Origin of the sequence: Smaragdicoccus niigatensis DSM 44881 = NBRC 103563 (assembly GCF_000380645.1) — a bacterium.
GTDB classification, from domain to species: Bacteria; Actinomycetota; Actinomycetes; order Mycobacteriales; family Mycobacteriaceae; genus Smaragdicoccus; species Smaragdicoccus niigatensis.
The window spans coordinates 981,379-1,005,339 of sequence record NZ_AQXZ01000019.1; the positions used below are offsets into that span (position 1 = coordinate 981,379).

The following is a 23,961-nucleotide window of genomic DNA, read 5'->3' on the forward strand; positions in this document are numbered from 1 at the left end:
TCTGCTCGATGACCGGCTCGGGCAGTGCCTTGCGGTCGAGCTTGCCGACCGGGGTCAGCGGAACCTCGTCGAGCACGGTGATCGACGCCGGGACCATGTAGGCGGGCAGAGTTTCCCCAACCCACGCGGCCAAGGCATCCTTGTCGGCGGTCTGGCCGGGCACGAACACGATGTAGGCCGCGAGTGACGTGACCCCAGCCGTGTTCTTGTGACCGATGGTGACCGCGAAGTCGACCGCCGGGTGCTGTGCGAGGCGCGCGTCGATCTCACCGAGCTCGATACGCAGACCACGAACCTTGACCTGGAAGTCCGAGCGGCCGACGTACTCGACGCGGCCATCTTCGGTCCAGCGCACGACGTCACCGGTGCGGTACATCCGCTCGCCCGGCATGCCACCCGGCAACGGGAGGAAGCGGTCCGCGGTGAGGGCCGGACGGGCGTGGTAACCACGCGCGACCTGGACACCCGCAATGTAGAGCTCGCCCGCGACCCCGACCGGAACCGGGCGCAGACGCGCGTCCAGGATGAGCGACTGCACACCACCGATCGGCGCACCGATCGTGACGCGCTCGCCCGCGAGCATCGTGTCGTTGTTGGAGAAGATGACGGTTTCGGTCGGGCCGTAACCGTTGACCATCTTGCCGACGACCGGTGCCCAACGGCGGACGAGTTCAGCCGGAACCGCTTCACCACCGGCGAGGAGGACCTCGATGGAATCGATGCCCGTCGGATCGACCGACGCCAGCGCCGACGGCGTGATGAACGTGTGCGTGATCCGCTGCGTGCGCAGGAGTTCAGCAAGGTCCGGACCGGCGAAGACCGTCGGCGGCGAGACCACCAGGGTTGCCCCGGCCGACAGCGCGAACAGCAGCTCGAGCATCGACGCGTCGAACGACGGCGACGCCACGTGCAGGACCCGCGAGTCCTTCGAGATGTTGTGCCGTTCCCGCTGGTCGGCCGCGAAGTTCGCGAGACCCGACTGCGGAACCGAAACACCCTTCGGCAGACCGGTCGAACCCGACGTGTAGATGAGGTACGCCAGGTTGTCCGGAACAAGGTTGTTCTCGACCGGCTCGCTCGAATAGCCAGACAGGTCGAGCGTGTCGATCTCGATCCACTCGATGTCGGTCGGCAGACCGGCCTTCGAACCGGACACCGTCAGACCGACGAGCGAGCCCGAGTCGGTGACCATGTGCGTGATGCGGTCGGCCGGATAGGTCGGGTCGACCGGGACGAATGCCGCACCCGATCGAGCCACGGCCCACCACGCGACGACCGACTCGATCGAACGCGGAATACCGATCGCGACAATAGTTTCCGGCTTCGCACCGCGCTCGATGAGGAAGCGGGCGAGCTTGTTCGACCACACGTCGAGTTCGGCGTAAGTGACCACTTCGTCGCCGAGAACGATCGCGGCACCATCTGGGTTCGCGGCAACTGCTGCGTCCATGAGGTTCGGCAGCAAGCCCGGCTCGGCAGCCGTCGCGGAACGACGGTTGAGCAGATCGCGCTCTTCGGCCGGGTCGAGGATCGTGATGTCGCCGATCGGCTGTGCGGGCTGCATGACGACGCTCGCCAGAATGCGGCGCAGGCGCGTGATGAAGCCTTCGACCGTGTCGCGGTCGAACAGGTCGGTGGCGTACTCGAACTGTGCAGTGAGACCGGCCGCGTGCCCCTCGGAGTCGAGCGGCTCGCTGATCGTGAGCATCAGGTCGAACTTCGAGATGCCGGCGTCGAACTCGACGGCCGAGACCGTCAATTCCGGCAGCGCGAAGGTCGTCGTGCCGAGGTTCTGGAAGGCCAGCGCGACCTGGAACAGCGGCGTGTAGGACTGCGTGCGGTGCGGTGCGAGGACGTCGACGAGACGCTCGAACGGCACATCGGCGTGATCGAACGCGGCAAGGTCGGTCTCCCGCGCAGCCGACACGATGTCGGTGAACGAGGCGCCCGGCTCGACGAGCGTCCGCAGCGCGAGCGTGTTGACGAACATGCCGACGAGGTCGTCGAGGGCAGCGTCACCGCGGCCCGCGATCGGCGTGCCGATGACGATGTCATCGGTACCCGACAGGCGGCTGAGCAGCACCGCGAACGCGGAGTGCACGACCATGAACAGCGACGCGTTGTGGCGCCGGCCCAGATCAGCGAGTTCCGCGCGCAGCGACTCGTCGATGTCGAAACGGATCGTGGCACCGCGGTTGGACATCGACGACGGACGCGGGCGGTCCATCGGCAGCGCGAGGACGTCCGGAACACCGGCAAGCTGACGCTTCCAGTAGTTCTCCTGAGCGCTGACCAGCGACTCCGGGTCGTTCTCCGAGCCGAGAACCTCGCGCTGCCACAGCGCGTAGTCCGCGTACTGAACCGGCAACGGATCCCACGACGGAGCCTCGCCCTCGATGTGGGCGCTGTAGGCGACCATGACGTCGCGAGCCAGCGGTCCCATCGAGAAACCGTCGCCCGAGATGTGGTGGACGACGACGACGAGAACATACTCGGTGTCCGTCACCTGGAGCAGCGCCGCACGCAGCGGCACCTTTGCGGCAACGTCGAAGCCCTGGCCGACGATGGCCGCCGCCTTGGCGATGACCTCGTCCTCGGAAACCGCGATCGGAACCATCGGCTCGAGAGCTTCGTGCGCCGAGACGATCTTCTGGTATGGCGTGCCGTCGATCTCCGGGTAGACCGTGCGGAGGCTCTCATGACGCGAAATCACATCGTGCAGAGCAGCATTCAGCACGGTGACGTCGATCCGACCGCTGAGTCGGATGGCGACCGGGATGTTGTAGGTCGCGGCCTCGACGTCGAAGCGGTTGAGGAACCACATGCGCTGCTGAGCGAGCGACAGCGGGATCTGCGTCGGACGCAGCATCGGCGCGAGCGGCGCGCGAGCCGATTCACCCGTGTGCGCCGAGACGCGAGCCGCGAGACCCGAGACGGTCGATGCGTCGAACACGACCCGAACCGGAACGCGGTGTCCGAGTGCCTGGCTCAGACGTGCCACAACCTGCGTCGCCATGAGCGAGTTACCGCCCAGGGCGAAGAAGTCGTCGTCCGCACCGACGCGCTCGACGCCGAGGACCGCGGCGAAGACCGCCGCGACTTCCTGCTCCATCGCCGTTTCCGGAGCGCGGTACTCCTTCGCGGCGAACGTCGGCGCCGGCAGCGCATTGCGGTCGAGCTTGCCCGAAGCGTTGACCGGGAACGAGTCGAGGAAGACCCAGGCGGACGGAACCATGTAGGGCGGGAGGTGCTTGGACAACTCGCCCTTGAGCATCTCGACATCGTCCGAGCCGACCACATAGCCGACGAGCTGGTCGCCCGTGTGCGCGTCGTGGTAGACGATGACCGCCGCCTGCTCGACGCCCTCGATCGACGCGAGCGCCGACTCGATCTCGCCGAGCTCGATACGCAGACCGCGCAGCTTGACCTGGAAGTCAGTGCGGCCGATGTACTCGACCTCACCGTTCGGCAACCAGTGCACGAGGTCACCGGTGCGGTACATGCGCTGACCGTCCGCGTCTGCGACGAAGCGGTCGGCCGTGAGATCCGGCCGGCTGACGTAGCCGCGCGCGAGCTGAACACCCGTCAGGTAGAGCTCACCCGGAACACCGACCGGGACCGGCTTCAGGCGTGCGTCCAGAACCCGCAGTCCGGTGTTCCAGACCGGCGCACCGATCGGAACGGAAAGCGTGTCGGCGTCGACGACCTCGTGGAAGGTGACGTCGACGGCAGCTTCCGTCGGGCCGTAGAGGTTATGCACCTTGACGCCCGGGATGAGCTGGCGCAGCTTCTGTGCGGTCTGCGCGGGCAGGGCTTCACCGGAGGCGAAGACCATCCGCAGACTGGTGGCCTGGTCAGCCGAATCAGACGCAACGAACACAGCCATCATCGACGGCACGAAGTGCGCGGTCGTGACACCCTGCTCAGCAATGAGTTGCGCGAGGTACTCCGGGTCGCGGTGGCCGTCCGGCTTCGCGATGACCAAACGAGCACCCACCTGCAGCGGCCAGAAAAGCTCCCACACCGACACGTCGAACGTGACCGGCGTCTTCTGCACGACCACGTCGGTGTTGGTCATGCCGTAGGCGCCCTGCATCCAGTCGATGCGGTTGACGATCGAGCGGTGGCTGACGCCCACACCCTTCGGTCGACCGGTCGAACCGGACGTGAAGATGACGTAGGCGAGGTTGTCCGGCTTTGCCGCGAGCTCGAGCGGCTCATCGGAAACGTCGCTGAGGTCGAGCTCGTCGACGAGGACGACTGGAGCAACCGCAGACGTCATCCCGTCCGCTGTCGTGGTCAGCAGCGCGACCGGCTGGGCGGTCTCGAGGATGTACTCGATGCGCTCGGCCGGGTGGTCCGGGTCAACCGGAACATAGGCACCACCAGCGGTGATGACGGCGTAGATCGCGGCGAGCATGTCGACCGAGCGGCGCATGCCGACGGCGACATAGGACTCCGGTCCGACACCCATCGCCTGCAGATGACGCGCGAGCTTGTTGACTCGTGCCGAGAACTCGTCGTACGACAGTGCCTCGTCTTCGAAGACCACGGCCTCGACACCCGGCGAACGGCGAACCTCGGCCTCGAACTTCGAGACCAGCGTCTGGGTGGTGTCGATCTCGTGAGCGGTCTCGTTCCACCCCGTCAACTGAGCGAGTTCCGCGTCGTCCAGCAGAGACACGTCACCTGTCGGAACGTGCGAATCACTCGAAATCGCAGCTAGCAGGCGGATGAACCGCTCGCCGTAGATGTCGACAGTCGACGCTTCGAACAGGTCGTTGGCGTAGCGGATATCGAGGTCGATACCGCCGGCTTCCTTTTCGGCGAACGTGAACTGCAGGTCGAACTTGGCCTGGCCGGTCTCGTATTCGAGCTCGGCGACCTTGAGTTCCGGCAGTTCCAGCGACACCGGTGTCATGTTCTGGAAGGTCAGCATGACCTGGAACAGCGGCGCGTAGGCCTGCGAACGAACCGGGTTGAGGACCTCCACGAGACGCTCGAACGGCACGTCAGCGTGGGCAAATGCACCGAGGTCGTGCTCGCGAACGCCCTTGAGGAATTCGTTGAACGGCTGGTTCGGGTCGACTTCAGTCCGCAGCACGAGAGTGTTGACGAACATACCGATGAGGTCGTCGAGTTCGCGTTCACCGCGGCCCGCGATCGGCGTACCGATGACGATGTCGGTGGTACCGCTCATCTTCGCGAGCAGCATCGACAGCGCCGCGTGGATGACCATGAACAGCGACGCGTCGTGCTGACGGGCCAGCTGACGCAGCGCGTCCGCGGTGTCGGCGTCGATCTCCAGTCGGCGCGACGCACCCTGGTAGCTGGCGATCGCCGGACGCGGCCGGTCCGCCGGGAGGTCGAGCACGGCCGGGATGCCGGCCAGCTCGTTGCGCCAGTAGTTGACCTGCTGGCTGATGAGCGATGACGCATCGGTCTCGGAACCCAGCACGTCGCGCTGCCACAGCGCGAAGTCGGCGAACTGCACGGGCAGCGGAGCCCACGCGGGAGCCTCACCGGCAACGCGCGAGTTGTAGGCGATCATCACGTCGCGCGCCAGCGGTCCCATCGAGAAACCGTCACCGGCGATGTGGTGGACCACGACCGCCAGGATGTGCTCGGTCGGACTCACGCTGAACAGCGCCGCACGAACCGGCGGCTTGACCGTGACGTCGAAGCCCTCGGACACGAAGCCGATGACCGTGCTGAGAACGTCAGCCTCAGCGACCTGATGCAGAGCAAGCTCCACGCCCGCCTGAGCGACAGTCAGCACCTGCTGAACTGCGCCACCATCGACCTCGGGGTAGATCGTGCGCAGAACCTCATGGCGAGCCACCAGATCGCGAACGGCCTTCTTGAGCGCCGCACTGTCGATCGCACCGGTCAGTCGAACCGCAACCGGGATGTTGTTGACGCCCGACTCGGGATCGAAGCGGTTGAGGAACCACATGCGTTGCTGTGCGAGCGACAGCGGAATGCGGGCCGGACGCTCCTGCGGGACGAGTGCCTTTCGGCCACCCTCACCAGCGTGCGACTCGAGGGCCGCCGCCATCGCGGAGACCGCCGGCGACTCGAAGACGACGCGGACCGGGACGCGAGTGTCGAGCGCCGCCGACAGGCGTGCCACGACCTGCGTCGCGAGCAGCGAGTTACCACCAAGCGAGAAGAAGTCATCGTCCGCACCGACGCGCTCGATGCCGAGCACGTCGCTGAAGACTCCCGCGACCACTTCTTCGATCGGCGTCGACGGCGCACGGAACGCACGTGCGGCGAAGACCGGTGCCGGCAGCGCCTTGCGGTCGAGCTTGCCCGACGGGTTCAGCGGGAACTCGCTGAGCACCATGATCGCCTCGGGGACCATGTACTTCGGCAGGTCCTTGGCAACGAACGTCCGCAAGTCTTCCGGCAGAACCGTCTGGCCCGGGTTGCACACGACGTATCCGACAAGCTGCTGGCCGATCTCGCTCTCGCGAACGAGGACGACCGATTGGCTGACGGCAGGGTGGTCGAGGAGGTCGGCCTCGATCTCGCCGAGCTCGATGCGCTGACCGCGGAACTTCACCTGGAAGTCGGTACGGCCGATGTAGTCGATCGCACCGTCGGGCTGCCATACGACGAGGTCACCGGTCCGGTACATGCGCTCGCCAGGGGTGAACGGGTTCGCGATGAAGCGGTCGCTCGTGAGGTCCGGACGCTCGAAGTAGCCGCGCGCGAGCTGAACGCCCGCAACGTACAGCTCGCCGGGGATACCGACCGGCACCGGACGCAGGCGCGCGTCGAGGACGTACGCCTGGACGTTCCACTCCGGGACACCGATGGGCACCGTGTTGCCGAGAATTTCGGCGGCCGGCCAGTCAGTGACCGAGACCGCGGCCTCGGTGGGTCCGTAGATGTTGTAGATGTCGGCGGTCGAAATCCGGCGGAACGCCTCCACAGTTGCCGACGGCAGCGCCTCACCGACACCGATCGCAATACGCAGCGCAGCCAGATCAGCAGCGTTCGCCTCCGCGGCGAAGACGGCCATCATCGACGGCACGAAGTCGGTGAAGGTGACGCCCTCTTCACGCATCCGCGCCGACTGGTACAGCGGGTCGCGATGTCCGTCCGGAGTCGCCACGACGAGGCGCGCACCGACGGCCAGCGGAACGAAGTAGCCCCACAACGAGACGTCGAACGTCGTCGCGGTCTTCTGGAAATAGACGTCGGCCGCGGTGAACTCGTACTTGGTCGCCATGTACGCGATCTGGTTGACGATCGCCTCATGGGTGATGACGACGCCCTTCGGCTTACCCGTCGAACCCGAGGTGAACAGGATGTAGGCCGTGTGATCCGGACGGACATCCACGCCGCTGACCGGCGCGCCCGAAACCTCCGACAGGTCGAGCACATCGATATCGATCGTCTCGAAGTCGTTGTCCGGCAGCGTGTCCTGTGTCGTCTTGAGGATGCACACCGGGTTCGCCGTCTCGAGGACGTACGTCGTGCGGTCCGCCGGGTGGTCCGGGTCAACCGGAACGTAGGCGCCACCCGCAGTGAGCACCGCGTAGATGCCGACGACGAGGTCGAGCGAACGGCGCATACCCAGCGCGACGAGCGACTCCGGTCCCACACCCATGTCGATGAGATGACGGGCGAGCTTGTTGACCCGCTCGGCGAACTCGGCGTAGGTGAGCGACTCCCCTTCGAAGATCACCGCGACGGCGTCCGGAGTGGCGAGCGCTTGCGCTTCGAACATGCTGGTCAGGCGCAAGGTCCGGTCGACATCGTGCGCGGTGTCGTTCCAGCCGACGACGATCGCGTCGCGCTCTTCGGCGCTCATGAGATCGATGTCGCCGAGCGAGACCTCCGGCTTAATGAGGATCGTCTCGAGGACGCGGCTGACGCGATCAGCGAAGACCTCGATCTCGGCCTCGTCGAACAGTTCACGCAGATACTGCAGCGTGAAGCGCGCACGATTGTCGTCAACCATCGCCAGGAACGACATCGGGTAGTGCGTGATCGTGGTCATGTCGACGTCGGTGATCGACATGCCGTCGATGTTGCTGGCCTGCGACTCATCGATGTCGACTGGATACGACTCGAAGATGTAGAGGGTGTCGAACACGGCACCTGCGCCGACCGACGCCTGAATCTCGGGCAGGCCGACGTAGTGGTGTTCGAGCAGGTCGGACTGCTCCCCCTGCAGACGGGTGAGCAGTGACGCGGCAGTCTCGTTCGGCGAGAAGCGCACGCGCGCGGGGACCGTGTTGATGAACAGACCGATCATCTGCTCGACGCCCGGGAGCTCGGGCGGACGGCCGGCGACGGTGTTACCGAAGACGACATCGTTGCGGCCCGTGTGCTTGGCGACGATGAGACCCCACACCGCCTGCATCACGGTGTTGACCGTGACACCGAGTTCGGTGGCGTAGGCAGTCAGGCGAGCGGACAGCTCAGGTGCCAGCTCCCACTTGTATTCGGCTGCGAGCGTGGAGATTTCACGGTTCTGCCCGGCGTCCGACAGGAGAGTCGGCTCGTCGACTCCGACGAGGGCGCGGTGCCAGGCCTCGACCGACTTGCCGAAGTCGACTCCGCGCATCCACTCCAGGAACGACTTGTACGAACGCGGCGCCGGCAGCGCCGACGTGTCGCCCCGGGTGGCGTACAGGAAGAGGAGTTCCTTGAGCATGAGCGGCATCGACCAGCCGTCCACGAGAACGTGGTGGATGGCGAAGATGAGCTCGTAGGTCTCGTCCGCGGTGCGCACGAGGGTGAAGCGCAGAAGCGGCGGGCTGGCCGGGTTGAACCACGCCTTCCGGTCCTCGAGGATCATCTGCCGCAGCGTTCCCTCGATGTCTGCGTCGTTGCGGAGGTCGACCTCGCGGAACGGCACCTCGACCGAATCCATGACGAGCTGGACCGGGCTACCGTCCGCCGCGGTCGCGTAGGCGGCGCGCAGGTTCGGGTAGCGGCCGACCATCGCCTGGGCGGCGTTGGACAGACGTGTCCCGTCGACCGTGCCAGTGAGCGTCAGAACGATCTGCGAGATGTAGACGTCGACCGAGGTCTCGGCGAGCATCGCGTGGAACAACAGACCGCTCTGCAGCGGCGACAGCGACCAGATGTCGTCGAGCGCGGGGTACTTGGTCTCCCACGCCGCGATCTCGCGCTGACCGACCTTGACCAGCGGAACGTCCGACGGCGTCAGACCACCGGCGGCCGAGTCGGCCGCGTGCTGCGCGAGCGCGGTCATCGCGTCGACCCAGTTGGTGGCGATCTCCTGGACCGCTTCGGCCGTGATCGCACCGCACGGGTAGGCGAACGACACCTTCATGTCACCGTCGTCGGTGACGATGGCGTTGATGTCGAGCGTCTTGTTCGCCGGCATGTCCGACGGGCGCTCGTCGGTCAGATCGCCGAGGTCCTCGGCCGGAAGGAAGCCGAGGCTCTTGAGCGCCTCCGGCACGTCACCAACGACAACGCGACCGAGGTAGTTGAACGAGATCTGACCAGTCGCGTAAGCCGAGAGCTCCGCCTTGGTGTCCTCGTTGAGGTAACGCAGCAGACCGTAGCCAAGGCCCTTGTCTGGGAGCGCGCGCAGCTGCTCCTTGACGGACTTGACGGTGTCACCAATTGCTTTTCCGCCGGCCAGAGCCTCGTCGATGTCAATTCCGGCGATGTCCAGGCGGACCGGGAAGACGCTCGTGAACCAACCGACCGTGCGCGACAGCTCGGCGCCCGGAACGATCTCTTCTTCACGACCGTGGCCTTCGAGCTGCAGCAGCGTCGAATCCCACTCTTGTCCCTTGCCGCGCCGGTACTTGCCGATGGCGAGTGCGAGGGCCGCGAGCAGACCGTCGTTGACACCGCCGTGGAACTTCTGCGGAACGGTCGTGAGCAGCGTGTTCGTGACGTCGGCCGGGACCACGACATGGTGGTGGACCACCGTCGCGACGGTGTCGACGGCCGAGTCGAAGACGCGCGTGCCGAGAATCGGGTCCGGTCCTTCGAGCACGTCCCGCCAGATGGGAAGTTCGTTCGTGCGATCCGGCGCCTGCTCGACGAGAGCGTGCGACCAGCGGCGCAGCGAGGTGCCGACGTTCGCCAGCGTCGGCTCCTGGCCGTTGCTGATTTGCGCCCAAGCCTGGACCAGGTCCGGCACGATGATGCGCCACGAAACACCGTCGATGACGAGGTGGTGCGCGACGACGAGCAGTCGGCCCGACTCTTCTGAACCACGATCGAGCCAGACGAACTGCAGCATGACGCCGTTGACCGGGTCGAGGCGATCGAGCGCCGAGCTCAGGACGTTCGAGGCGTCCGCGAACGCGGCCGGGATGCGGTGCAGGAGCGGGTCGACGTCGATACTGCCCGCCGGGCTGATCTCCAGACCCGGGCCATCGCCGATGACGAGCTTCGAACGAAGAACGTCGTGACGGTCGATCACTGCAGTCAGGGTCGCCGCGAGCTGTTCGCGGTCGATAGCGGCCGGAACTTCGAGAGTCAGCATCTGCGCGAAGCGGCGGAAGTCGCCACCGCGCTCGAGCATGACGTGGCCGAACGGCAGGAGCGGCGCCCAACCGACACCGCCACCGGGCAGTTCGGCGAGCGTGATGGTCTCGGCCTCGCCGAGCACGGCGACCGACGCCAGGCCGGTGACGGTCTTCTGCTCGAAGACGTCACGCGGGGTGAAAACGACACCGCGAGCACGAGCGCGGGCGACCAGCTGGATCGACAGAATCGAGTCTCCACCGAGGGCGAAGAACGAGTCGTCGGCACCCACGCGGACGCCACCCAGGACATCGCTGAAGACCTCGGCGATGATCGCCTCGGTCTCGTTCTCCGCCGCGCGGAACTCCTTGGCCTCGAAGACCGGAGCCGGCAGCGCCTTGCGGTCGAGCTTGCCGGAGGCGTTCAGCGGGAACGCGTCAAGGACCATGATCACGGCCGGAACCATGTACTCCGGCAGGACCTTGCCGATCTCCTCCGTCACGGCGGCGATGTCGACAGCGCGACCCTCGGCCGGGATGACGTAGGCGACGAGGGCCTCGGCCGGACCGTCCGTGCGGACGACGGCGACGGACTGGGCGATCGAATCCTGCGCGATGAGCGCGTTCTCGATTTCGCCGAGTTCGATCCGCAGACCGCGCAGCTTGACCTGGAAGTCGGTACGACCGATGTACTCGACCTCACCGTTCGGCAACCAATGCACGAGGTCACCGGTGCGGTACATGCGCGTGCCGTCTTCGTCGGCGACGAAGCGGTCAGACGTGAGGTCGGCGCGACCGACGTAGCCGCGCGCGAGCTGAACACCCGTCAGGTAGAGCTCACCCGGAACACCGACCGGAACCGGCTTGAGGCGAGCGTCCAAGACGCGCAGTCCGGTGTTCCAGACCGGCGCACCGATCGGAACCGACAGCGTGTCGGCATCGACGACCTCGTGGAACGAGACGTCGACCGCAGCTTCGGTCGGGCCGTAAAGGTTGTGCACCTTGACGCCCGGAATGAGCTGACGCAGCTGCTGAGCCGTCTTGGCCGGCAGGGCTTCACCGGAGGCGAAGACCATCCGGAGGCTGGTCGCGCTCGCGGCCGCCTGGCTCGAGACGAACACTCCCATCATCGACGGCACGAAGTGTGCCGTCGTGACGCGCTCGTCGCGCATGAGCTGCGCGAGGTATTCGGGATCGCGGTGGCCGTCGGGCTTCGCGATCTGGAGTCGGGCTCCGACCTGCAGCGGCCAGAACAGCTCCCACACCGAAACGTCGAACGTGACGGGCGTCTTCTGCACGACCACGTCGTCCGCCGTCATGCCGTACGCGCCCTGCATCCACTCGAGGCGGTTGACGATCGCGCGGTGCGCGATGCCGACACCCTTCGGACGACCGGTCGAACCCGAGGTGAAGATGACGTACGCGAGGTTGTCGGGCTGGGCGGCGATAGGTAGAGCTCCGCCATCGACATCGGTCAGGTCGAGTTCAGCGAGGTAGTCCTCGGTGATCACGGCGACCGGCTGAGCGGTTTCGAGGATGTACTCGATGCGCTCGGCCGGGTGATCCGGGTCGACCGGAACATACGCACCACCGGCGGTGATGACGGCGTAGATGGCGGCGAGCATGTCCGTCGACCGACGCATCTTGACCGCGACGAACGACTCCGGTCCGACGCCGATCGACTGCAGGTGACGGGCTAGCTTGTTCACCTTGGCCGAGAACTCGGCGTAGGTGACTGTCTCGCCTTCGAACCCGACCGCAACGGCGTTCGGGGTAGCCGCTGCCTGACGCTCGAACATCGAGACAAGCGTCTGCGATGCGTCGACGTCATGCGACGTGTTGTTCCACGAATCGATCTGTGCGAGCTCCGAAGCGTCGACGAGCGGAACCTCGCCGGCGATCGAATTCACGTCAGCGGCAAGCGCTTCCAGAACGCGGATGTAGCGCTCACCGAACAGGTCGATCGTGTCGGCATCGAACAGGTCGGTCGCGTAGTTGAGCTCGACGCCCATTCCGCCCTGGCCGTTGTCACCGAGCGTGACCTGCAGGTCGAACTTCGCCATGCCGTCGTCGAACGGCACACCCGAGATCGTGAGTCCCGGCAGTTCGAAGCTGATCGGAGCCATGTTCTGGAAGGTCAGCATGACCTGGAACAGCGGCGAGTAGGCCTGCGAACGCTCTGGCTTGAGCACCTCGACGAGACGCTCGAACGGCAGGTCCGCGTGGGCGAACGCACCGAGGTCCGCCTCGCGAGTCGTGCGAAGGACCTCGGCGAAGGTCACTCCCGGCTCGAACTCCGTGCGCAGAACGAGCGTGTTGACGAACATGCCGACCATGTCGTCGAGTTCGCGCTCACCACGACCCGCGACCGGCGTACCGATCGCGATGTCTGTCGTCGCCGACAGACGCGCGAGCAGCACCGCCAGCGCCGAGTGGACGACCATGAAGAGCGAGGTTTCGGACGTTCGCGCGACCTCGTTCAGCTTGCTGACGAGAGCATCGTCGAGCGTGAAACGACGCACCGAACCGCGGTACGAGGCAACCGCCGGACGCGGCCGGTCCGTCGGCAGATCGAGCACGGCGGGGATGCCGGCGAGGGCCTGCTGCCAGTAGCGAACCTGCTCGCTGATGAGCGACTTTTCGTCGTCCTCCGAGCCAAGCACCTCACGCTGCCAGATCGCGAAGTCCGCGAACTGCACCGGAAGCGGCGTCCACGACGGCTGCTCCCCTGCGACGTGCGCGTTGTAAGCGACCATGACGTCGCGAGCGAGCGGGCCGGACGAGAATCCGTCGCTGCTGATGTGGTGAACGCACAGGATCAGGACGTAGTCGTTAACCCCGACTTCGAAGAGACCCACGCGAACCGGCGGTTCCGCAGTGACGTCGAATCCGGCCGAGACGAACTCGACCAGACGCGGCAGAAGCGCATCTTCGCCGATCTGCTCGAAGACGAGGTCTGCCTTGACCGCGGACGCCGGGAGGATGACCTGCGCGGCCACGCCGTCGACCTCCGGGTAGACCGTGCGCAGAACTTCGTGGCGACCGAGCACGTCGCGAACAGCCGTCCGCATGGCTTCGACGTCGAGAGAACCGGTGAGTCGCACCGCGAGCGGGATGTTGTTGACACCCGACTCCGGGTCGAAGCGGTTGAGGAACCACATGCGCTGCTGCGCGAGCGACAGTGGCACGTGCGCCGGACGCTTCTGCGCGACGAGCGCCTTGCGGCCGCCCTTGCCGACGTGCGATTCCAGGCGCGAAGCCAGGCCCGCAACCGACGGTGCCTCGAAGATGAGACGGACGGCGACGCGGGTGTCGAGAGCCGCTGACAGACGGGCGACGACCTGCGTGGCGAGCAGCGAGTTTCCACCAAGCGAGAAGAAGTCGTCGTCGGCACCGACGCGCTCGGCACCGAGGACCTGCGCGAAGACGTCGGCGACGGCCTCTTCGGTCGGAGTCGCCGGAGCCCGGAAGACGCGCGGTGCGAAGACCGGCGCCGGGAGTGCCTTGCGGTCGAGTTTGCCGTTGACGTTGAGCGGCAGCGCGTCGAGCACGACCCACGCGGCCGGAACCATGTAGCTCGGCAGCTGCGACGCCACCGCGGCACCCAACGCGCCGGTGTCGATTGTCTGACCATCAGCAGCTACCACGTAACCGACGAGCTGAGCACCGATCAGATCGTCCTTGCGGGCGATGACGGCGATCTGCTCGACCTCCGGCTGTGCCGCGATGACCGCTTCGATCTCACCGAGTTCGATACGGAAACCGCGGACCTTGACCTGGAAGTCGGTGCGGCCGACGTAGTCGAGTTCGCCGTTCGGCAGGAATCGGACGAGGTCACCCGTGCGGTACAGACGACCCGAGCCGAACGGGTTCGCGACGAAGCGATCCGCGGTGAGGTCGGGACGGGCGAAGTAGCCGCGTGCCAACTGGATGCCCGCGAGATAGAGCTCTCCCGCGACACCCGCCGGAACCGGGTTGAGGCGTGCGTCGAGGACGTACATCTGCACGTTCCACTCGGGACCACCGATCGGCACCGAGATCTCGTCCGCCGAGGTCACGGTGTGCGTGGTCGCCGAAACGGCGGCCTCGGTCGGGCCGTAGAGGTTGAACAACTGCAGGTGCTTGTTGTTGTCGGCGACGCGCTTGGCCAGGCGGGCCGGCAGGGCTTCACCGATGGCGAGGATGCGGCGGAGCGAGCCCGGCAGCGCGTTGCCGGATTCGGTCATGAGGGCGTCGAGCATCGACGGGACCACGTGCAGCGTCGTCACCTTCGCCGACCGCATGAGGTCGTTGAGGTAGGACGGCTCCTTGTGGCCGTCTGCGGTCGCGATCACCAATGCAGCGCCCGACGCCAGCGCCGACCAGAACTCCCACACCGAGAGGTCGAACGTCGCCGCGGTCTTCAGCAGAACCGCGTCGCCGGCACCCATCTCGAAGTACTGACGCTTCCAGATGATCTGGTTCGCCACCGCGACGTGCGGCAGCATGACGCCCTTCGGGCGACCGGTCGAACCCGAGGTGAAGATGACGTAGGCCGCGTTTGACGAGGTCAGCGGGGCGACGCGGTCGGCGTTGGTGAGCGGACCGCCGTCGTAGGCGGCGAGATCGAGGTCGTCGAGAACGAGGACGGGTGCTTCAGTTGCGGTGAACTCATCGCGAGCAGTCGTCAGCACACAGACCGGTGCCGCGGTGTCGAGGATGTAGCCCGTGCGATCGGCCGGCTGGTCCGGGTCGACCGGAACGTAGGCACCACCGGCAGCCGACACCGCGTACATCGCGATGACGAGTTCCGGCGAGCGACGGATCGCGAGGGCAACCCGCGACTCCGGACCGACCCCGATCGACACGAGGTGACGTGCGATCTTGTGGACCTCAGCGGCGAACTCGGAGTACGTCCAGCGGCGGCCTTCGTACACGAGCGCGGTGGCGTCCGGGGTGGCGGCCGCGGCCTGTTCGAACAGGTCCACCAGGGTGAGCGAGTGGTCGACCTCAGCCGCACTGTCGTTCCAGGTGTCGAGAACGAGGGTGCGCTCGGCGTCGTCGAGAAGTTCGATCTCACCGACCGGCTGGCCCGGGTTCGCGACGATCTGGCGCAGCACACGCACCAGACGCTCGCCGAACTGGTCGACGGTCGCCTCGTCGAAGAGGTCCTTCGCGTAGGTGAAGAAGCCGTTGACGCCGGTCGCGGCACCGTCCAGGGAATAGGTGTCCGACACGATGAGGTGCAGGTCGAACTGCGACAGACCCATGTCGTAGTCGAGCGGCTCGACCGTCAGGCCCGGGAGTTCGAGCTTCGCCTTGGCGAGGTTCTGGAACGACAGACCGATCTGGAACAACGGGTGGTGCGCGGTCGAACGGACCGGGTTGAGCACCTCGACGAGACGCTCGAACGGCACATCTGCGTGGGCGTAGGCGTCGAGGTCGGTGGCGCGCTGGCGTTCGAGCAACGTCTGGAACGATGTCCCGAGCTCGACCCGCGAGCGGAACACGAGCTGGTTGACGAACATACCGACGAGGTCTTCGAGAGCAGCCTCGCCACGACCCGCGCTCGGCGTACCGATCGCGATGTCATCCGCTCCGGACAGTCGCGACAGCAGCACTGCGAACGCCGTGTGCACGACCATGAACAGCGTCGAACCCTGGCTGCGCGCCAGATCGACGAGTGCCTGGTGCAACTCGGCGTCGAGGGTGATGTCCGACCGGCCACCAGCGAACGTCTGCACTGGGGGCCGTGGGCGGTCGGTGGGCAGCTCCAGCACTGCCGGCAGATCGCCGAGCGCTTCGCGCCAGTACCGGATCTGCTGCGTCGCAACAGATTCCGGATCGTTCTCGGAGCCGAGAACCTCGCGCTGCCACAGCGCGTAGTCGGCGTACTGAACTTCGAGCGGCAGCCAGCCCGGCTCCTCGCCGCGGACCCGCGCCGAGTAGGCGATCATGATGTCCCGCGCGAGCGGAACCATCGACGAGCCGTCGGCCGAGATGTGCTGCGCGACGAGCGCGAGCACAGCTTCCTGCGGCGAAACCCGGAACAGCCCGACGCGCAGCGGAACCTCGGTGGTGACGTCGAACGTGCGCGAGGTGAAGGTGACGATCGCCGGGATCAGTCCGGATTCGTCGACGTCGGAAACCGGCAGATCGACGTGTGCGTCGCTGATCGGGAGCACGACCTGAACCGGGCCGTTGACCGTCTCCGGGTAGATCGTGCGCAGGACCTCGTGGCGGCCGACGACGTCGGCGATCGCCCGGCGCAGTGCCTCGACATCGAGTTCGCCCGACAGGCGGATCGCGGCCGGCATGTTGTAGGCCGCGGACTCGTCGAAGCGGTTGAGGAACCACATGCGCTGCTGCGCGAGCGACAGCGGGATCTCGGCCGGACGGGGCTTGGCGACGAGCGCCTTGCGGCCACCCTCACCAGCGTGAGATTCCAGGCGCGCAGCGAGGTGGGTGACCGTCGGCGCCTCGAACAGCAGGCGTACCGGGACGCGGGCGTCCAGCGCTGCGGAAAGGCGCGCGACCACGCTCGTCGCGAGCAGCGAGTTACCACCGCGGGCGAAGAAGTCGTCGGCCGCACCGACGCGGTCGATACCGAGAACCGCGGCGTACGTCTCGGCGACGATCTCTTCGATCGGGCCACTCGGTGCGCGGTACTCGGCGGCCTGGAAGACCGGCGCGGGCAGCTGCTTGCGGTCGAGCTTTCCGGACGCGTTGAGCGGCATCTGCTCGAGCTCGATGATCTGCGCCGGAACCATGTAGGCCGGCATCTTCGCGCGGGCCGCGTTGGTGAGCGCGGTCGCGTCGATCGTCCGGCCGAACGCCGGGACCACGTAGGCGACGAGCTGCTCGCCGAAGTTCTCGTCCTTGTAGACGATCGCGACCGTCTGCGCGACCGAGTCCTCTGCCGCGAGAACCGTTTCGACCTCGGAGAGCTCGATGCGGAGACCGCGCAGCTTGACCTGGAAGTCGGTACGGCCGATGTACTCGATCTCGCCCTTGGCATTCCAGCGCACGAGGTCACCCGTGCGGTACAGACGGCCTTCCCCGTATGGGTTGGCGACAAAGCGCTCGGCCGTCAGGCCACCGCGGCCGAAGTAGCCACGCGCGACCTGGGTACCACCCATGTAGAGCTCACCCGGGACGCCGACCGGAACCGGACGCAGCCACGCGTCGAGGATCAGCGCCTGCGCGTTCCAGACCGGCATACCGATCGGGACCGGGCCGTCGGCGTATTCGCGGATGACGAGGTTCGTCGCGTGGACGGTGAACTCGGTCGGACCATAGAGGTTGGCGGGAACAGCGTCGGACACCCGAGCGAGTGCCGCAACCGTGCGGCCGGTCAGCGCCTCACCGGCGATGAGCACGTAGCGGAGGCTGTCGACCGAGCCCGGCTGGACCTGCGAGGCAAACACCGAGAGCATCGACGGAACGAACGACGTCATCGTGACGCGCTGTGCCGCAATAACATCCGCGAGGTAGGCCGGGTCGCCGTGGCCGTCCGCGGTCGCGATGACCATGCGCGCGCCCACCGCAAGCGTCGAGAACAGCTCCCACACGGACACGTCGAACGTCGACGGCGTCTTCTGCAGCACGACGTCGTCGGCGTTGATGCCGTACTCGTCGGCGAGCCACAGGACCTGGTTGACGGCCGAGCGATGCGAGATCGCCACGCCCTTCGGACGACCGGTCGAACCGGACGTGAAGATGATGTACGCGAGGTTGCCCGGGTTCAGCGGTGCGGTGCGCTCGGCGTCGGTGATTGGCGCCTCGGAGTACCGCGACAGATCGAGGGTCTCAATCTGGATGCCGGCCATGCCGTCGGCGACGGTGGTCAGGACGACGGTTGGCTCGGCCGTTTCGAGGATGTACTCGATGCGGTCGGCCGGGTAGTCCGGGTCGATCGGCACGTAGGCACCACCGGCGGCATGCACCGCGTACATCGCGGTGACCATGTCGAGCGAGCGGCGCATACCGAGCGCGACGCGAGACTCCGGACCAACGCCCCCGGCCACCAGGTAGCGCGCGAGCTTGTTGACGCGGGCCGAGAACTCGGCGTAGGTCAGCTCGACGTCGCCCGCGACGACCGCGACGGCGTCCGGAGTGGCCTGAACCTGAGCCTGGAACACCGCAGGCAGCGTCAGCGCCGGGTCGATCTCGTGCGATGTCTCGTTGAGTTCGACCAGTACGCGCTTGCGCTCGGTCTCGCTGAGCAGCGCGATGTCGCGCAGCGGGAGGTCCGCGGTCGCGCCGATCTGGGTGAAGATCCGGACCAGACGCTCGGCGAACACCTCGATCGTCGACGCCTCGAACAGGTCGCTCGCGTACGAGATCTCGCCGCGGAGGGCACTGAGCTGGCCGTCGGCGTCGTACTCCTCGCCGAACGTGACCTGCATGTCGAACTTCGCGACGCCGGGGTCGAAGTCGAGCGCCGAGACCGTGAGACCCGGCAGCTCGAAGCGCACCGGACCGAGGTTCTGGAACGCGAGCATCACCTGGAAGAGCGGTGCGTGCGCGGTCGAACGACGCGGGTTGAGCACCTCGACGAGCCGCTCGAACGGAACGTCCGCGTTGCTGAACGCGCCGAGGTCGGTGTCACGGATCTGCGCCAACAGGTCGGCGAACGACTGCTCGGCGTCGACGTGTGCGCGCAGCACGAGGGTGTTGACGAACATGCCGACGAGGTCGTCGAGGGCAGCTTCACCACGACCCGCGACCGGCGTACCGACCGCGATGTCGTCCATGCCCGACAGCTTTGACAGCAGGATCGACAGACCGGCGTGCACCGTCATGAACAGCGAGGCACCGCTGGCCTGCGCGAGGCTGCTGAGCGAGCGCGTGACCTCGGCCGGGACCGTGAAGAGGTGCCGTCCACCGCGGTACGACGCGACCGCCGGGCGCGGCTTGTCGGTCGGCAATTCGAGCAGGGTCGGCAGGTCGGCGAGCTGCTGCGTCCAGTGGCTGAACTGACGCGAAATGAGCGATGCCGGGTCGTCTTCGGAGCCCAGGACCTCACGCTGCCACAGCGCATAGTCGGCGTACTGGACGACCAGCGGCGACCAGCCCGGCTCCATGCGGCGAGCGCGAGCGCTGTAGGCGACCATGACGTCGCGAGCGAGCGGTCCCATCGAGAAACCGTCACCGGCGATGTGGTGCAGAACCAGGACCAGCACGAACTCGGTTTCGGCTGCTTGGAACAGCGCGAACCGGACCGGAACCTCGGTCGTGACGTCGAAGCCCTGAGTCGCGAGCGCGGTGACTTCGGCAATGAGGTCCGACGGGGCGACGCGGATCGGGTCGAGGTGCGGCACGACGTCCGACGTGCGGCGGATGACCTGCACCGCGGAACCGTCGACCTGCGGGTAGACCGTGCGCAGCACTTCGTGGCGGCCGACGACATCGGCGACCGCGGCACGCAGGGCCGCGAGGTCGAGCGCGCCGGACAGCTGGATCGCGACCGGCACGTTGTCGACGGCCGACTCGGGATCGAAGCGGTTGAGGAACCACATGCGCTGCTGCGCGAGAGACAGCGGAACGCGCTGCGGGCGCTCCTTGGCGACAAGTGCCTTACGGCCGCCCTCACCGACCTGTGTCTCCACGCGGGCGGCGAGGCCGGCGACCGTCGAGGCCTCGAACACGGTACGAACCGCGACCTGGGCATCGAGGGACGCACCGAGGCGAGCCACCAACTGCGTTGCGAGCAGCGAGTTTCCGCCGAGTTCGAAGAAGTCGTCGTCGGCACCGACCAGGTTTTCGAGGCCGAGAACCTCGGTGAACACCGACGCCACGATCTCTTCGACGAGCGTCGACGGGGCACGGAACGCGCGCGCCTGGAACACCGGGTCCGGCAGTGCCTTGCGGTCGAGCTTGCCACCCGGGGTCAGCGGGACCTCGTCGAGAACCATGATCGACGCGGGGACCATGTAGGCCGGCAGGAACTCCCCGACGTAAGCGCTGAGCTCCGCGGTGTCGATGATCATGCCGGGCTTCGCCACGACGTACGCCGCGAGAGAGACCACTCCCGTGGAGCTCTTGTGGCCGACCGTAACCGCGAAATCGACAGAGGTGTGCCGGGAGAGCGCCTGATCGATCTCGCCGAGCTCGATACGGAAACCGCGAACCTTGACCTGGCTGTCCGACCGACCGACGTACTCGATCGAGCCGTTCTCCGTCCAGCGGACGACGTCACCCGTGCGGTACATGCGCTGGCCAGCGGTTCCGAACGGGTTCGCGACGAACCGCTCGGCCGTCAGCCCCAGGCGCTGGTGGTACCCGCGTGCCACCTGAATACCGGCGACATAGAGCTCACCCGCGACACCGACCGGGACCGGCTGCAGCGCGCGGTCGAGGACGAGAGCCTGCAGACCACGGATCGGGCCACCGATCGTGACGCGGTCTCCGGGGATGAGGGCATCGGACAGGTTCGTTGCGATGGTCGCCTCGGTCGGACCGTAGGCGTTGAAGAACTTGCGACCGCAGGTGCCGTCCGCATCGAACGTCACCCAACGCTGGACCAGATCGGCCGGTACCGACTCACCACCGGATGCCACGACCTCGAGGTCGTCGAGCCCGGCCGGATCGACCGACGCCAGTGCGGCCGGCGTGATGAACGCATGGGTCACCCGCTGGATGCGCAGAACCTCGGCGAGGTCCGCACCACCGAAGACCGTCTGCGGGACGACGACCATGGTCGCGCCGGAACCGATCGCGAGAAGCAGTTCCAGAACCGAGGCGTCGAACGACGGCGACGCCACGTGCAGCGTCCGCGAGGCAGAGGTCACCCCGTAGCGGTGGCGCATCTCCTCGGCGAAGTTCGCGAGACCGGCGTGCGTGACGGCGACGCCCTTCGGCAGACCCGTCGAACCGGACGTGTAGATGAGGTACGCGGTGTTCGCGACGCGCACCGGCGACCGGCGGTCCGCGTCGGTGACCGGGGCACCCGAGACGTCACTGGTGTCGAGCGCGGTGATGTCGAGCCACTCGATCTCTGCCGGCAGATCATTCGCACCGGCAGCCAGACCCACCACGGATCCCGAGTCGGTGACCATGTGCAGGATGCGGTCAGCCGGGTAGTTCGGGTCGACCGGCACGAACGCCGCACCCGTCTTCGCGACGGACCACCACGCGAGCACCGATTCGACCGACCGGGTGATACCGATCGCGACGACCTTCTCCGGACCGACGCCATAGTCGATCAGAACCCGTGCGAGCCGGTTCGAACGCTCGTCGAGTTCCGCGTAGCTGACCTCGGTTTCCCCGAAGACGATCGCGGTGCCGTCGACATTGGCTTCGACCGCGCGAGCGAGCAACTGCGGCAGCACGACCGGCGCAACGCCGGCGCCGCCCGAGCGAGACGTGAGCACGGCACGCTCGTGGCCGTCGAGGATCTCGACCTCGTCGACCGGTGCGTCCGGGTTCGCGATGACGGCTTCGAGGATGCGGACGAGGCGGTCCCCGAAACTGCGGATCGTCCGCTCATCGAACAGATCGGTGGCGTAGCTGAACTCCGCGATGAGCGGGCCACTCTCGTTCGCCGACATCAGGAGACCACCGTGACCAGCGTCTTCACGAATGTTGAGCGCGATGTCGAACTTGGCCAGGCCCGGGTCGAATTCGACCGTGGAGATGCTCAGGCTCGGCAGTTCGAGGCGCACCGGACCGGTGTTCTGCAGCGACAGCGACACCTGGAACAGCGGGTGGCGGGCCGCCGAACGCGGCGGGTTGAGGATCTCAACGAGACGCTCGAACGGCACGTCCGCGTGGCTGAACGCCGCCAGGTCGGTGTCGCGAACCGTCGACAGGAGCTGGTTGAACGACTCGCCCTGCTGAGCCGTCGTACGCAGCACGAGGGTGTTGACGAACATACCGATGAGGTCGTCGAGGGCGGCTTCACCGCGACCCGCGACCGGCGTACCGATGACGATGTCGTCGGTTCCGGAGAGACGGCTCAGCAGCACGGCGAGCACACCGTGCATCACCATGAACAGCGACGTGTTGTGCGCACGACCGAGTTCGAGCGCCTTGACGTGGAGCTCCGCCGGAATCGTCATCGAGAAGCTGGCACCGGCAAAGGACGCCGTCGCCGGCCGCGGACGGTCCGTCGGCAGGTCGATCTGGTCCGGGAGACCGGCCAGAGCCTTCCGCCAGTAATCGACCTGCTGGCTGATGAGCGATTCGGGGTTGTCCTCCGAGCCCAGCACCTCGCGCTGCCACAGCGCGTAGTCGGCGTACTGGACCGGCAGCGGCGTCAGCGCCGGAGACTCCCAGTGGGTGCGCGACGCGTATGCCGTCATGACATCGCGCGCGAGCGGTCCCATCGACCAACCGTCGGTCGAGATGTGGTGGACGACCAGCACGAGAACGTACTCGGACTCGCTGAGTTCGAACAGACCCGCGTGGACCGGCACCTCGGAGGTGACGTCGAAGCCCATGCTCGCCATCTCGATGAGCTCGGCCTCGAGCGTGTCCGGCGACACCGGGATCGGCGTGAGGTCGGGTACAACGCGAGCGGCGTCGGTGATGACCTGCGCCGGACCGTTGTCGGTCTGCGGGAACAGCGTGCGCAGCGACTCGTGGTGGTTGAGCACGTCGATGACGGCGATCTGCATCGCGGCGACGTCTAGCTCGCCTTCGAGGCGGATCGCGATCGGGACGTTGTTGACCGCCGACTCCGGGTCGAAGCGGTTCATGAACCACATGCGCTGCTGAGCGAGCGACAGCGGGATGTGGTCCGGGCGCGGGCCCGCGACGAGCGGCTTGCGTCCGCCGTCACCCATGTGGGTCTCGACGCGCGCGGCGAGCGCAGCGACAGTCGAGTTCTCGAAGATCAGGCGCACCGGAACGCGGACGTCGAGAGCCGAACCCAGACGCGAAGCGACCTGCGTCGCGATGAGCGAGTTACCACCGAGGGTGAAGAAGTCGTCGTCGACGCCCACGCGCGGAACACCGAGCACGTCTTGGAACACGTCCGCGACGATCTCCTCGATCGCGGTCGTCGGCGGGCGGAACACCCGCAGGACGCGCATCTTGAAGGTCGGCTCGGGGAGTGCCTTGCGGTCGAGCTTTCCACCCGGGGTCAGCGGCACGAAGTCGAGCACCATGATCGCCGAGGGCACCATGTACGACGGCAGTGACTGACCCACGTGCTCGGTCAGCTCATGGGTGCTGATGTGCTCCCCCGCCGCCGCGACGACGTACGCGACGAGCGATGTCACACCTTGGGAGTTGGTGTGGCCGATCGTGGTCGCGAAGTCGACGGTCGGGTGGTTGAGCAGCGCCGCGTCGATCTCACCGAGTTCGATACGGAAACCGCGAACCTTGACCTGGAAGTCGGAGCGGCCAACGTACTGAATTTCGTCGCCGACCCAGCGGACGACGTCACCGGTGCGGTACATGCGCGCACCAGCGTCGCCATACGGGTTCGCGACGAAGCGCTCGGCGGTCAGGCCCAGGCGTTCGTGGTAGCCGCGTGCGATCTGGGCGCCGCCGATGTAGA

At 66.7% G+C, this 23,961-nt stretch carries 1 protein-coding gene (only partly in view); it reads right to left on the bottom strand.

Every position in this 23,961-nt window falls within one protein-coding gene, locus F600_RS29880, for a non-ribosomal peptide synthase/polyketide synthase (RefSeq protein WP_018163560.1), read on the bottom strand. The gene is 47,307 nt long; 17,765 of those nucleotides lie to the left of the window and 5,581 to its right, leaving coding positions 5,582–29,542 in view (codon 1,861, partial, through codon 9,848, partial); the first complete codon in reading order (the gene reads right to left) occupies positions 23,957–23,959. Both the start codon and the stop codon lie outside the window.